Origin of the sequence: Limnohabitans sp., assembly GCF_017848645.1 — a bacterium.
In the GTDB taxonomy this organism is placed as follows: domain Bacteria; phylum Pseudomonadota; class Gammaproteobacteria; order Burkholderiales; family Burkholderiaceae_C; genus Limnohabitans_A.
This window is the reverse complement of sequence record NZ_JAFEIF010000002.1, coordinates 86,299-99,055: the sequence shown is the minus strand read 5'-3', so window position 1 is coordinate 99,055 and position 12,757 is coordinate 86,299. Positions and strand designations below refer to the sequence as shown.

The following is a 12,757-nucleotide window of genomic DNA, read 5'->3' as shown; positions in this document are numbered from 1 at the left end:
GACGGCAACACCACAGCGCCTGGCGTCGGCTCGGTGGGCGCCTTGGCTGGCGCCGCTGCGGGCGACACGGTGGCCTTTGCCGGATCGCTGGCCTTCACCGACAAAAACGCGGGCACGGGCAAAACCGTCACGGTGACCGGGGTGCGCCTGGTGGACGCCAGCAACACCGATGTGAGCGGCAATTACGCCATCACCTACGTCAACAGCCAAAACGGCACCATCGACCGGGCCAACGCCAGCATCGCGGCGCAGGACAACAACACGGTCTACAACGGCGCTGTCCAGACGCAAACGGGCTTGACGTACAGCGGCTTTGTGGCGGGCGACGATGTGCAGGCCACAGGTCTGGCCAGCGGGCGCAATGCGGGCAGCTACCTCTCCAGCCTGAGCGCGTCAGGCGCTGATGCTGGCAACTACAACATCACTTTCAACAACGCATCTCTGAACATCAGCAGACGCCCGGCCAGCTTGTCTGCGCTGGGGCAAACCGTGGTTTACAACGGCCAGACCCAAAGCCTCAATGGCACACAAGGCACGGGCTTTGTGGCAGGCGACGCCTTGAGCTTTGGCGGCCTGCCCAGCGGACGCAATGTGGGCCAATACACCTCGGCCATGACGGTCTCGGGGGCGGACGCTGCCAACTACGACATCACCCTGGGCAATGCGACCTTGACCATCACGCCCAAGAGCGCCAGCGTCACCGCCCGGCCCGAGCGCGTGACCTACAACGGCCAAACGCAGCAGCAATCGGCTGCGGTGCTGGAGGGCTTTGTGGCCGGTGACGACATCCGGGTCTCGGGCCTGGCCTCGGGGCGCAATGCGGGGGTGTACGGCTCGAACGTGCTGGCCTCGGGCCAGGACGCGGGCAACTACAGCATCACGTACCAGCAAGGCGCGTTGACCATCGACAAGGCCCCGCTGCAGTTTGTGGGCACGTCGGCGGCCAACAAGGTGTATGACGGCAACACCCTGGCGAGTGTGACAGCTGGCACCATCACGGGCCTGGTGGGCTCGGAGACGCTGAACATTGACACGGTGCAGGGCCAATTTGACAGCGCAGAGATGGGCACGGCCAAACCGGTGACGGTGGTCTACGGCCTGAGCGATGGGGCCAACGGCGGACTGGTGGCCAATTACCAATGGTCACCTGTCACCGTCAAAGCCAGCATCACTGGCGACACCTCAGTGCAAGCACCTTCCCCTGAAGTGATTCGGGATGCCAAACCCATCAGCCGCTTGTCTTTCCTCGGATTTGGCGGCTTGGTGCGCATGGGTGCCACCACCGGGCAGTTGTTTTATGCGCTCCAAGCCAAGGACACCCGCACCTGCTCACCCTTGCAACTCGAAGGCTGCATCTGTGAGCAACCCAAAGGGCAGTCGCTGGAAGTTTGCTACCCCGCCGAGATGGCGCAACAAGCGGTCCAGTTGCCCTGAACCAACCCCTGCCCCCTCGCCGTCCTGCGCGTCGGCCAAGGGTTCAGGGTTGGAGGTCCAGTGGCACCTGCGCGTCGGCGGCAGCTTTGGCCCAGCGCCGGTCTTCGGCGGCGCGTTCGGCGTAGCGGTTGAAGCGCCAGGAGTTGCCCTCCATGGTGATGCGGTGCCAGATGCTGCGTTTTTCGCCGGGGCTCATCTCAATCCACAACTGCACCTCTTCAAAACTGCGCCCGCAGCCTTTGCAGGTTTCGTCGCCTTGGCTGGTGGAACAGATGGCAATGCATGGCGTGTCGGGGGTGGTGGCGTACCAGTCTTGCCAGGCCTCGGCCGCAGCCAGGGGCAGGCTGAATTCGTCGGCCAAGTCCTGTTTGTAATACACCATGAGCCCATACACCTCGGCCAACGCACGCAGTGGCGGCGTGAGCGAGACGCCGTCGGGCGAGGGGCTCTTGGCGCGCCAGTGGTTGATGGCGGCTTCGATGTCGGTGATGTGGATTCCGGCCATGGTGTGTGTGGTGCAGGGAGGGCGATCATAGCCCCTGAATGCTGCTGGCGCGAGACCCACCCGCAACAGGCTCAGCGGGGCACGGTTGATGGCTGCTGCAAGGCCCGCAACTGGGCCTGCACTTCGCGCAAGCGGGTGTCCACGATCGAGGCTTCAATGTGCTCACCCGCTTGCAGGCGGCTGCGCTTGGCCAGATCTTGTGCCGCCCGAAAGCGGTCGAGTGCGCCTTCCCAGTCGAGTCGGGCCACCTGGGCCTCGGCTTCGGCCCGCAAACCCGCCAAGGCTTGCCCCTGCGCAGCCAGCAAACCTGCCAGCAGGTTCCAGGCCTGGGCATCATGGGGGGCGACAAACACCCGCTGGCGCAATTGCCGGGTGATCTCGGCCTGCAGCGCATGGCCAGGCAAGCGCTGCACGGCTTGCGCAGCGGCCATCAGCTCGGGACGCGCCAAGTCAGGCACAGCCCCACCGGGCAGCAGCTGCTGCAGTGCGGCTTCAAATCGGTCTTGCTTCATGGCCACTTCGGCCGACAACAGGCGCAGCCAACGATCCACCGACAGCGCCACCGGTGAAGCCAACGCCTGGGTAACTTTGGAGTCTGTGGGCACTGACTTTTTCACCAACTCTTGCAATTTCTGGAGACTTTGCTCGGCTGCAAGCATGTTTCTTTGCTGCAAATGAGCCAAGGTGCCAGCATAAAGCTTGCCCGCACGTTGGGCCGGGCCGTCCTGCGGCGATGGCTGCTCGGCTTCCAGGGTCCAGGCCTTGAGCGCATCGGGGGTGTTTTGTGACAAGACCCGCGCCCGCCCCGACATCAGGGCTTGGGCCATGTCGGCAACAGGCACGGCGGCGGGCGTGTTCAGCTGCTGGCGGGCCTGCATGTCGGCGATGCGCTCGCTGGTCAGGGGGTGGCTGCGCAAATACGGAAAGGCGCCGTTGTCGTTCAAGCCCGCCGCTTGCTGCAGCTTGCCGAACATGCCCACAAAGCCTCGGGGGTCGTAGCCTGCGTCGACCAAAATGCCGTAGCCCACACGATCGGCTTCGCGCTCCATGTCGCGCGAATAGCTCAGCTGGGACTGCAAAGCTGCGGCCTGCCCGCCCACGATCAGGGCCTGCGCGCTTTGCGGACTTTTGCTGGCGGCCAAGGCCCCCAAAATCATGGCCCCAACCAACCAGGGTGTCATGCGACTTTGCTCGCTCATGCCGCGGGCAATGTGGCGCTGGCTGACGTGGCTCAATTCGTGGGCCAGCACCGAGGCCAACTCGTCGTGCGAGCCCACCACCGCGATCAGGCCAAGGTGCACCCCCAGGTATCCCCCCGGCAAGGCAAAGGCGTTGACCGACCGGTCGCGCCCGAGCAGGATGCGCCAGGCAAAACGCTCTTGCAATTCGGCCGACAATTCGCCCCGGGCCGCTGCTGCCCGCACCAAGGGGGCCCACAGCAGCTGGATGTACTCGTCGAGCACCGGGTCTTCAATGTAGTCGGGGTCGCGGTAAAGTTCGCGGGCGATGCGGTCGCCCAGTTGCCGCTCGGCGCTGAGCGAAATGCTCTCGCCATCCCCCAGTCCGGGTAAACCCGCAGGCTGCGCCTGCACAGGCGGACAAACCAGCGCCGCAGCCAGCAGCCAAGGTAAAAGGCGATCACGGTATTTGTGTTTCAAAGCTGTCCTTGCCCGGTTCAAGCCTCGTATGATGCCCGCATCTTGTGAACTTTCTGTAAACCCTTTTGATCCTGACTGCCATGAGCCAGAGCCAGAACCCAGCCACACTGACCCACTTTGACGCCCAAGGCCAGGCCCACATGGTTGACGTGGGTGGCAAGGCCAGCACCCGGCGCGTGGCGGTGGCCACCGGCCGCATCGAGATGCTGCCCACCACCTTGGCTTTGATCGCCTCAGGCACAGCCAAAAAAGGCGATGTCTTGGGCATTGCCCGCATTGCGGGCATTCAGGGGGCCAAAAAAACGAGCGACCTGATCCCTTTGTGCCACCCGATTGCCTTGACGCGGGTGGCGGTCGAGTTTGAGGTGCAAACGGACCTCTCTTGTGTGGTGTGCACCGCCACTGCCGAAGTGCATGGCCAAACGGGCGTCGAAATGGAAGCCCTCACGGCCGTACAGGTGGCCTTGCTCACCATCTACGACATGTGCAAAGCGGTGGACCGGGGCATGACCATCAACGGCGTCAAGCTGCTGGAAAAGCATGGCGGCAAATCGGGCAGCTTTGTCGCAGTCGCCTGATGTGATGGTCTGCTGACCCCCGCGCACACCAGGACACAGTCAAGCCATGACGCCCTTGCATTTGCCCACGGCCTATTTCATCGCCGGCATTTTGTACCTGACCATGCCGGTGGCGGTGTGGCTGATGCTGCGCAAGCAGCACGCGCCCAGCAACACGCTGTGGTGCCTGGGTGGCCTGTCCTTTGGCCTGAGTCTGATCTTTTTGGGCATGCGAGACACATGGCCTGAAGCCTTGACCTACGGTGTCGCCATTTGGTTGCTGGTCTTGGGGCCCTTGTTGCGCGTGAATGCTTTGCGCCACGAATTACAAAAGCCGATCCCTTTGACTTGGTTGTTGATCCTGTCTTTGGTGTTCATCGCGGTGTATGGTGTGTTCCATGGGGTGTTGAACAACGCCAGTATGCGTTTCATCTGGTCATCCTTAGGAGCAGCAGCAGCTTTCGGGTGGCTCGCTTTTTTGGCCAGAGAGGTCTACCGTCGCGACCAAAGCATCAGCGCACGGTGGATTTTCATGTTTTACCTGGCTTTGGCGGTGGTGCTGGCCCTGCGCGTCCCCAGCGTTTTGCTGGGCTTGAGCGAGCCCACAGCCATGACCTCGGACCCCTTGTCGACCTTGCTGATTTTTATGGGTGTGGTCACCTCCATCGTGGGGAACATCGGCTTCTTGGGCATGTTCATTGAGCGGATGAACCGCGAGGCCTTGGAATCTGCCAAAGTGCAGGCCCGTCAGGAAGAGGCGACGCGTTTGAGTGATCAAATCGCCCAACTCGACCGCCGCCGCAGTGTGGGAGAAATTGCGGCTTCTTTGGCGCACGAATTGAGCCAGCCGCTGACCAACATTTACCTGATCGCAGACCGAATGGAGCTGACACTTCAGCAGCGCCAGGACGAATCGCTCAACAAGTACTTTGCAGACCTCAACCGCAACACCCAAAAAGCAGGCGACATCCTGGGACGCATACGCACCTTCATCCAGTCCAAGAACACCCTTTTTGAGCGTGTTGAACTCAGCCAGGTGATCACTGATGTGAGCGCCCTGATCCACGACCTGGCTTACAACGAATCGGTGGACCTCCAAGTCTCCTTGCCACCTCAGGGCTTGGCCGTATGGGCCGACCCGGTTCAGCTGTCGCAAATTTTCATGAACGTGCTGCGCAACGCCATCCAGGCCACTCAGGGTCAGGCATCACGGCGCTTGCTGATTCGCGTCTGGCGCGAAGGGGAGATGGCGCACATCACCCTCACCGACAACGGGCCGGGCCTGCCTGCTGAAGCCTTGAGCCAGGTGGGCACCGCTTTTTTCACCACCAAAACAGAAGGCTTGGGCGTGGGCTTGTCCATTTCCAAATCGATTGCCCAGCAGCACGGGGGCAGCCTGAGCATTGGCAACAGCCCCTCGGGCGGTGCCGTGGTCGAATTGCAGTTGCCGGTGGTGGACTGAAGCTTATGGACTAATGGCTAAATGGGTGGCGTAGGCCTTGCGGCCTCGCACCCACAAGCCTCTGAGCCAGGTCTCAATCTGACGGGTCCTCATCCAGGCCATCGCCTTTGACCACACGCCGCACCACCTCGGCGTTGAAACCCCGGGTGATCAGGAAACGCATGTGCTTGGCGCGCGCCTGTGGGTCTTGCGCGGGGGTGCCGAACTTCTTGCGCCAGACCTCTTGCGCCCGGCTGAACTCGGTGTCTTTGAGGCTCTCCAGCGCCTCGGCCACCGCCTCGCCCGACAAGCCCTTGGTGGCCAGCTCTTGTTTAATCCTGGCACTGCCGAGCTTGCCCGCACGGCGGTTGACCAGTGAATCCACTGCCCGGCCGTCGTTGATGAAGTCCCGCGCCTGCAGCTCGTCGAGCGCCTTGGCCAGCTCGCCAGGCACTTCCTCGTGTGCGGCCAGCTTGCGCTCCAGCTCGGCACGCGAGTGTTCACGCTGGCTCAAGAGCCGCAGGGCGCGGCCTTTGAGCGAGGGCTGAAAGCCGGGCTTGTTCACGCTTTGCCGCCTCCCAGTGGACTTTTATTCGCCTTTGGGCACGGCAATGGCCGATTCCAGCAAGCGGATGCCCAGCGATTCGCGCACCTTGTTTTCGATCTCGCGGGCCAGGGCCGGGTTTTCGCGCAAAAACTCCCGGGCGTTGTCGCGGCCTTGGCCGATTTTTTCGCCCTGGTAGGCGTACCACGCGCCCGATTTGTCGACGATCTTGGCGGTCACGCCCATGTCGATGACCTCGCCTTCTCGGCTGATGCCCTCGCCAAACAGGATGTCGAACTCGGCCGTCTTGAAGGGCGGCGCGACTTTGTTCTTGACCACTTTGACTTTGGTCTCGTTGCCTATCGCGTCGTCACCCTTCTTGATGGTGCCGGTGCGGCGGATGTCCAGACGCACCGAGGCGTAAAACTTGAGCGCATTGCCGCCGGTGGTGGTTTCGGGGCTGCCGAACATGACGCCGATCTTCATGCGGATCTGGTTGATGAAGATGACGGTGCAGTTGGTCTTTTTGATGGTGGCGGTCAGCTTGCGCAGGGCCTGGCTCATCAAACGCGCTTGCAGGCCGGGCAGGCTGTCGCCCATGTCGCCTTCAATTTCGGCCTTGGGCGTGAGGGCGGCGACCGAGTCGATGACGACCAGATCGACCGCGCCGGAGCGCACCAAGCTGTCCACAATTTCCAGAGCCTGCTCGCCGGTGTCGGGCTGGCTGACCAGCAGCTCTTGCAGGTTGACGCCCAGGTTCTGGGCGTATTGCACGTCCAGGGCGTGCTCGGCGTCCACAAAGGCGCAGGTGCCGCCCAGGCGCTGCATTTCGGAGATGACTTGCAAAGTGAGGGTGGTTTTGCCCGAAGACTCTGGGCCGTAAATTTCAATCACGCGGCCACGGGGCAGACCGCCCACGCCCAACGCGATGTCCAGGCCCAAAGAGCCGGTGGAGACCACCTGGATGTCGGCGATCACTTCGCCTTCACCCAAGCGCATGATGGTGCCTTTGCCGAATTGTTTTTCAATCTGGGCCAGGGCGGCTTGCAGGGCTTTGGACTTTTCGCTGTTGTCGTCGCTCATGGGAATCTCCTTGAATATCAATGGGTTGGGGCACCGGGTTCTGCAGCGCCGTGCTGTTGACTGGATGCTTGAACAGTACTGTAAACGAGCTGTACAAAGCTGTAAACGATATTTTTGGTCAGTTTGCCTTATCATTTGGCCATGTCCGATCTCCACGATTTCAGCCCCCAGGCCAGCCCCCTGTTGCAAGACGATCGCTGGCGAGAGACCCATTTGGGCCGTTTGCTGGGCCACGCGATGCGGCGTTTTGACGAGCGCGTGTTGCACCTGATGGCGGGCAATGAGGGCGTGCCGCTGGCTTTGGCCAATCTGGCGGCGCGCGACCAGATCAGCGCCGCGCATGTGCACATCACGCGGCATCTGGCGCTGGAGGGCTCGCGCCTGACGGATCTGGCGCGGGCTGCGGGCATGAGCAAACAGGCCATGGGCGACCTGGTCGACCAATGCGCTGCGTGGGGCCTGGTCCAGCGCGAGGCCGACCCGCTGGACGCCCGCGCCCGGCGCGTGGTGTTCACGCCAGTGGGCCTGGCCTGGTTGCAGGCCTTCCAGGACGCCGTGGCCCAGGCCGAGGCCGAGTTTCGCGAGGCGGTGGGCAAGGATGTAGCCACCGTGGTGGCCTTGGGGCTGGAGGCTTATGCCCATTGAGCCAGGACGCCTTGAGTCGGTCAGAAAACCATGCACCCCCCTGCAAGCGGCCTGTTACAGGCCCTGTAGACACTAGAATCGACCAAGGTCTGCAGCGCCAGCCCGCTCAGACGCCCCCAAAAACAACAGGAGACAGCCATGCGCATTCTGATAGCCGAAGATGACCAAGTGCTTGCCGATGGTTTGTTGCGCACCTTGCGCAGCGCGGGGGCAGCCGTGGACCATGTGGCCAGCGGCAGCGAGGCCGATGCGGCCCTGATGACGAACAACGAGTTCGATTTGCTGATCCTGGACCTGGGCCTGCCCAGAATGCATGGCCTGGACGTGCTCAAGCGCTTGCGCGCGCGCGGCTCGACTTTGCCCGTGCTGATCCTCACGGCGGCCGACAGCGTGGAAGAACGCGTCAAAGGCCTGGATTACGGCGCAGACGACTACATGGCCAAGCCCTTCAGCTTGCAGGAGCTCGAAGCCCGCGTGCGCGCCCTCACCCGCCGGGGCATGGGCGGTGCCACTTCGCAGATCAAGCACGGCCCCTTGGTGTACGACCAGTCCGGCCGCGTGGCCACGATCGACGGCAAGATGGTCGAGTTGTCGGCCCGTGAGTTGGGCTTGCTCGAGGTGCTGCTGCAGCGCGCCGGCCGCCTGGTCAGCAAGGACCAGCTGGTCGAACGCCTGTGCGAATGGGGCGAAGAGGTCAGCAACAACGCGATCGAGGTGTACATCCACCGCTTGCGCAAAAAGATCGAAAAAGGCCCGATCCGCATTGCCACCGTGCGGGGCCTGGGTTACTGCCTCGAAAAAATCCCGGGCTAAAGGCCGCGCACCCCATGCTGCAGTCCCCTTAAGCCATGAAATCCAAGGGCTGGAACATGCGGGTTTTCAAACGCGAACAGCGTTCGTTGTTTGGCGAAATTCTGGACTGGATGCTCACGCCACTGCTCTTGCTGTGGCCCATCAGTCTGGCGCTGACTTGGCTGGTGGCGCAAGGTTTGGCCAACAAGCCTTTTGACCGGGCGCTGGTCTACAACGTGCAAGCCTTGGCTCAACAGGTCAGGTTGGGGCCTGACAAACTGGTTCAGTTCAGCCTGCCACAGCCAGCCAGCGAACTGCTGCGCGCCGACGAAGCTGATCTGGTGTATTACCAGGTGACCGGCAGTCTGGGCGAGCACCTGAGCGGTGACCGCGAGCTGCCCTTGCCACAAGCCAATGAGCCCCACGGCAGCAGTTACGAAGTACACATCCGCGACGATGAAATGCGCGGCCTGGAAGTGCGGGTGGCCTACACCTGGATCCGGCTCGATGCTGAGGGCAAGCGCCCCGCCCTGGTGCAGGTGGCCGAGACCCGCGAAAAGCGCTCGGTGCTGGCCGCCGAAATCATCAAGGGCGTGATGCTGCCCCAGTTTGCCTTGCTTCCGCTGGCGGTGCTGCTGGTGTGGCTGGCGCTGGTGCGTGGCATCAAACCACTGTCGCAACTGGAAGAGCGCATCCGCGAGCGCAAACCCGATGATCTGAGCCCCCTGGACGACAAGGCGGTGCCCATGGAGGTGGCCCCCTTGGTGGTGTCGGTGAACGACTTGCTCGAGCGCCTGAAAGACTCCATCGTCACGCAAAAGCGCTTTCTGGCCGATGCCGCGCACCAGCTCAAAACCCCCTTGGCGGGCTTGCGCATGCAGGCCGATCTGGCGCAGCGCTCGGGCTCCAGCGAAGAAGACCTGAAAAAGTCCTTGCAGCAAATTGGCCGCGCCAGCGTGCAGGCCACACACACTGTCAACCAGCTGCTGTCACTGGCACGCGCCGAGGGCGGTGGGGCCAACTTGCCCTTGCAGTCGTGCAACATGGTGACGCTGGCGAGCGAAGTGCTGCAAGACAGCCTGCCACGCGCCATGGACAAAGGGCTGGACCTGGGCTTTGAGGGCGTGGACGCTGGCACACCCGGAGCGCAGGTGCAAGGCAACCCCACGCTGCTCAAGGAGATGCTGCGCAACCTGGTGGAAAACGCGATCCACTACACGCCCAGCACCCCCGAGCGCCAGGGTGTGATCACGCTGCGGGTGCTGGTGGACCCCTACAGCCGGGCCTTGGTCATCCAGGTGGAAGACAACGGCCCTGGCATCCCTTTGCCCGAGCGCGAGCTGGTGTTCCAGCCCTTTTACCGCGCGCTGGGCACCAACGTGGATGGCTCCGGCCTGGGCCTGCCCATCGTCAAGGAAATCGCGCAACAGCACAGAGCCACAGTCAGCATCGATGCCACCCACCCGGGCCAGACACCACCGGGGGCCTGCTTCACTTTGCGCTTTCGGGTGAGCTGAGTCACCCTGCACCCAGGCCCCTCGATCAGGCTGGCGCGCCCATGTTCAGCTGCAAGCGCTCACGCGCCATCACGCGGGCCACGGCAGGCTCGGCAGCCACCTTCTGCACAAAGTCCCACAAGTCAGGGTGAGCCTCGGGCGTGATGCCCGCGATGGTGCCCCAGCGGGTGAGCGTGAGGCTGTAGGCGTCAAGCGGGCCAAAGCGTTCACCGCTGAGCCAGGGTCGGCCTTGGGTCGCGGCCGCCTGGACCAAGCCTTGCAACTCGCCCAGCATGCCGCGAAACAGCTGCGTGTTGTAGGGCTTGAGCGCTGCTTGAACCTCGGGCTGGTCCGAGAACTTTTGCGGCATGAAGATGTGCGTGAAGGTGGGGTGCACCGTGTTGTTCATCCAGGCCAGGGTGGACAGCGCCTGGGCGCGGGCCAAGGGCTCGGTGGGCAAAAAGCCCATCTGCGGGAAGATTTGATCAAGGTGCAGCACGATGGCCAAAATTTGCGTAATCGGCTGACCGGCATTGACCAACACTGGCACCTGAGCGCGCGGGTTGATGGCCTGGTATTCGGCGCTGTTTTGCTCGCCCTTGTGCAGCTTGACCATGCTGGGCTCGAACACGGCACCGCTCATCTCCAGCAGCACATGGGGCACAAAGGAGCAAGCACCTGGGGCAAAGTAAAGTTTCAGACTCATAGGGATCATCTCCGTGGCAAAAAATCATCGAGGCGCAGCGGGCGGGGCTGCTGAGGTGGGAGCGGAGGGTGCGACCGAGGTTGGGTCCTGGGCGGCTCCATCCGGGGCACTGGCATCCGGAGGCAAGGCGCTGGCTGGGTCACTGGCCTGCACGGCGGCGGGCTCGGCCGTGCTTGAAGCGGGCGGCATGACCACGAACTTCAGGGCTTCGGGGCTCACCTGCTGCTGCAAGCGCTCGGGTTCGCGCTCTTGGTTGGGGCCATGGCCCCAGCGCGCAAAAGCGTCCCATTGCCACGCCAGCACAGCGGCATTGAGCACCAGCAAAATGGCCAACCAGTATTTCATCTTGCACAGTTCCGTCAGGTCTTGGGGCGTACGCTGATCTCGGCGCTGTGGATGTCCTGCACGCCAAGCTCTGTCTGCAATCGTAACGCACCCCCAGGGCCCACCCCCAGCGACACGCCTTGCTGCCCATCGCTGGTGTAAACGGCACGGCCTTGCAGCACGTCACGCGCGGCAAAGCGCTTTTGCAGCGGCGCGAAACCCTGGGCTTCAAAAGCCTTCAGGGTCTGGATCAGAGGCCATGCCACTGCCCCCAAGGCAGCGGGGGCCGTGAGCTCGGGCAACAACTCGGTCAGGGCCGCTGGCGGCGTATTCAGCCCGTCTGAGGCCCGGGGGCGAATGTTCAGGCCCACGCCCACCACCACCTGGCTGCGCCCGCCCATGCTGGCCGCCTCGACCAGGATGCCACCGAGCTTGCGGTCCTGAAACCACAGATCGTTGGGCCACTTCAGGCCCACGTCGGGGTGCAGACTTTCGGCCAGGCTCAGGCCCACGGCCAGCGACAGACCCGACCAGTCTTGCGGCGTCAGCGGGAGGCTGAGCGAAAACGTGAGGGAGTCGCCGGGCTGGCTTTGCCAGACACGCCCCATGCGGCCCCGGCCTGCCGTTTGGCGCTCGGCCACCAACAAGGTCGGCTCGTGCTGGCCTGCGCGGGCGCGGCGCATCAGCTCGCTGTTGCTCGAGTCGATCTCGGGCAACACCTCGACGGTGAAATCGGGCAACAGGGAGTAGACCTGCTCCCATATCGTTTCAGCGGGCCAGGCGGTAGGCGTGATCATGGGGCAAGGTGGATGCAAACATGCGTGGTTGAGGCGGGTCTTTGTATGGACCCCAGCTTTGGGGAGATGACTCCTGTCGTCGTGACTTCCATCGCCCACAGGGATGGGCTCCTACAAAGAGGCGAAACCCACTGGGGGTACGCCAGCCGCCGTCGGGGTTCAGCGTCTTTTCTGACCAGGGATTTTGGGCGTCGCCGGGCGGCGCTTGGGAGCCAGCAGGGTGCCCCGGCAATTGGCACTGCCGCACCAGCAGGGGTATTCGGCCTTGAGCTTCTTGGTGTAGGGCTCATCGATGATCAGGCCGTAGTCGTAATTGAGCTCTTCACCTGCTGCAATGTTGCGGATGGCTTTGATGAAGATGCGGTCATTGTCTTCGTCGGCCTCGCAGTTGGGGTCGCAGCTGTGGTTGATCCAACGCGAAGAATTGCCGCCGTACAAGGCATCGATCACCCGGTCTTCGTTCACATGGAAGTAAAACGTGTGGTTCGGATCTTCGGGGTCGTGCGGGTGGCGGTCTTGTGCCTCGTCCCAGCTGATGACCTCGCCCACGTACTCAATCAGGGTCTCGCCTTCGGCGATGTCTTGCAGCGCGAACACGCCCTTGCCGTGCACGCCGGAGCGGCGAACCTGGATGCGTTTGCCGGATGCGCTCGGCTTGGCGCGGCTGGGGGATGAAACAGGTGTTTTGGCCACGGCGTTAAAAATTTGTTATGGTGAATCCATGTGGGCGTGCGCGTGAGCGTGTGCCCGGGCGCGTGCGCACACGCGAGACAAC

14 protein-coding genes are annotated in these 12,757 nt (G+C 63.0%); 6 read left to right on the top strand and 8 right to left on the bottom strand.

Annotation, left to right across the window (positions count from 1 at the left end; all coding sequences use genetic code 11):
* Positions 1-1,434, top strand: a 1,434-nt coding sequence (locus QZ190_RS00540; protein ID WP_291912260.1) for a YDG domain-containing protein, incomplete at its 5' end; no start/stop codon positions are given.
* A gap of 43 nt (positions 1,435-1,477) precedes the next feature.
* On the opposite strand, the gene QZ190_RS00535 is transcribed toward QZ190_RS00540, so the two are convergent.
* Together QZ190_RS00535 and QZ190_RS00530 are read right to left on the bottom strand one after the other, a co-directional pair.
* On the bottom strand, positions 1,478-1,939 hold the full coding sequence (locus tag QZ190_RS00535) for a DUF3717 domain-containing protein (protein WP_291912257.1): 462 nt from the start codon (positions 1,937-1,939) through the stop codon (positions 1,478-1,480).
* Between the two features lie 71 nt (positions 1,940-2,010).
* Positions 2,011-3,597 (bottom strand): M48 family metalloprotease, encoded by a 1,587-nt coding sequence (locus QZ190_RS00530; RefSeq protein WP_291912255.1) that lies wholly within the window; start codon positions 3,595-3,597, stop codon positions 2,011-2,013.
* Between the two features lie 80 nt (positions 3,598-3,677).
* On the opposite strand from QZ190_RS00530, the gene moaC reads away from it, so the two are divergent.
* Both moaC and QZ190_RS00520 read left to right on the top strand, forming a co-directional pair.
* On the top strand, positions 3,678-4,175 hold the full coding sequence (moaC, locus tag QZ190_RS00525) for a cyclic pyranopterin monophosphate synthase MoaC (RefSeq protein WP_291912253.1): 498 nt from the start codon (positions 3,678-3,680) through the stop codon (positions 4,173-4,175).
* A gap of 46 nt (positions 4,176-4,221) precedes the next feature.
* Positions 4,222-5,616 (top strand): ATP-binding protein, encoded by a 1,395-nt coding sequence (locus tag QZ190_RS00520; RefSeq protein ID WP_291912251.1) that lies wholly within the window; start codon positions 4,222-4,224, stop codon positions 5,614-5,616.
* Between the two features lie 73 nt (positions 5,617-5,689).
* On the opposite strand, the gene recX is transcribed toward QZ190_RS00520, so the two are convergent.
* Together recX and recA are read right to left on the bottom strand one after the other, a co-directional pair.
* Positions 5,690-6,160, bottom strand: a complete 471-nt coding sequence (recX, locus tag QZ190_RS00515) for a recombination regulator RecX (protein ID WP_291912249.1) — start codon at positions 6,158-6,160, stop codon at positions 5,690-5,692.
* 24 nt (positions 6,161-6,184) lie between these two features.
* Positions 6,185-7,222, bottom strand: a complete 1,038-nt coding sequence (gene recA / locus QZ190_RS00510; protein WP_291912247.1) for a recombinase RecA — start codon at positions 7,220-7,222, stop codon at positions 6,185-6,187.
* Positions 7,223-7,363: 141 nt separating this feature from the next.
* Between recA and QZ190_RS00505 the strand changes: the two genes are divergently transcribed.
* From QZ190_RS00505 to QZ190_RS00495, 3 genes are all read left to right on the top strand, one after another.
* Positions 7,364-7,867: a MarR family winged helix-turn-helix transcriptional regulator gene (locus QZ190_RS00505; RefSeq protein WP_291912245.1), complete on the top strand. Its 504-nt coding sequence runs from the start codon at positions 7,364-7,366 to the stop codon at positions 7,865-7,867.
* 138 nt (positions 7,868-8,005) lie between these two features.
* Positions 8,006-8,680: a response regulator transcription factor gene (locus tag QZ190_RS00500; protein WP_291912243.1), complete on the top strand. Its 675-nt coding sequence runs from the start codon at positions 8,006-8,008 to the stop codon at positions 8,678-8,680.
* A gap of 56 nt (positions 8,681-8,736) precedes the next feature.
* On the top strand, positions 8,737-10,176 hold the full coding sequence (locus QZ190_RS00495) for a sensor histidine kinase (RefSeq protein ID WP_291912268.1): 1,440 nt from the start codon (positions 8,737-8,739) through the stop codon (positions 10,174-10,176).
* A gap of 25 nt (positions 10,177-10,201) precedes the next feature.
* Here the strand turns inward: QZ190_RS00495 and QZ190_RS00490 are convergent, their stop codons facing one another.
* From QZ190_RS00490 to QZ190_RS00475, 4 genes are all read right to left on the bottom strand, one after another.
* The gene (locus tag QZ190_RS00490) at positions 10,202-10,861 is read right to left on the bottom strand and encodes a glutathione S-transferase N-terminal domain-containing protein (RefSeq protein WP_291912241.1); all 660 of its coding nucleotides are present in this window, start codon (positions 10,859-10,861) and stop codon (positions 10,202-10,204) included.
* 24 nt (positions 10,862-10,885) lie between these two features.
* Positions 10,886-11,206, bottom strand: a complete 321-nt coding sequence (locus QZ190_RS00485) for a hypothetical protein (RefSeq protein ID WP_291912238.1) — start codon at positions 11,204-11,206, stop codon at positions 10,886-10,888.
* A 14-nt stretch (positions 11,207-11,220) separates the two neighbouring features.
* Positions 11,221-11,982 (bottom strand): biotin--[acetyl-CoA-carboxylase] ligase, encoded by a 762-nt coding sequence (locus tag QZ190_RS00480; RefSeq protein WP_291912237.1) that lies wholly within the window; start codon positions 11,980-11,982, stop codon positions 11,221-11,223.
* A 159-nt stretch (positions 11,983-12,141) separates the two neighbouring features.
* Positions 12,142-12,675, bottom strand: a complete 534-nt coding sequence (locus QZ190_RS00475) for an SET domain-containing protein-lysine N-methyltransferase (protein WP_291912236.1) — start codon at positions 12,673-12,675, stop codon at positions 12,142-12,144.
* Between the last annotated feature and the right edge of the window lie 82 nt (positions 12,676-12,757).

Bases quoted from the DNA above. Each gene is read 5' to 3' on its own strand.
- QZ190_RS00535 (WP_291912257.1), bottom strand. From the start codon at position 1,939: ATGGCCGGAATCCACATCACCGACATCGAAGCCGCCATCAACCACTGG.
- moaC (WP_291912253.1), top strand. From the start codon at position 3,678: ATGAGCCAGAGCCAGAACCCAGCCACACTGACCCACTTTGACGCCCAA.
- QZ190_RS00520 (WP_291912251.1), top strand. From the start codon at position 4,222: ATGACGCCCTTGCATTTGCCCACGGCCTATTTCATCGCCGGCATTTTG.
- recA (WP_291912247.1), bottom strand. From the start codon at position 7,222: ATGAGCGACGACAACAGCGAAAAGTCCAAAGCCCTGCAAGCCGCCCTG.
- QZ190_RS00505 (WP_291912245.1), top strand. From the start codon at position 7,364: ATGTCCGATCTCCACGATTTCAGCCCCCAGGCCAGCCCCCTGTTGCAA.
- QZ190_RS00500 (WP_291912243.1), top strand. From the start codon at position 8,006: ATGCGCATTCTGATAGCCGAAGATGACCAAGTGCTTGCCGATGGTTTG.
- QZ190_RS00495 (WP_291912268.1), top strand. From the start codon at position 8,737: ATGCGGGTTTTCAAACGCGAACAGCGTTCGTTGTTTGGCGAAATTCTG.
- QZ190_RS00490 (WP_291912241.1), bottom strand. From the start codon at position 10,861: ATGAGTCTGAAACTTTACTTTGCCCCAGGTGCTTGCTCCTTTGTGCCC.
- QZ190_RS00485 (WP_291912238.1), bottom strand. From the start codon at position 11,206: ATGAAATACTGGTTGGCCATTTTGCTGGTGCTCAATGCCGCTGTGCTG.
- QZ190_RS00480 (WP_291912237.1), bottom strand. From the start codon at position 11,982: ATGATCACGCCTACCGCCTGGCCCGCTGAAACGATATGGGAGCAGGTC.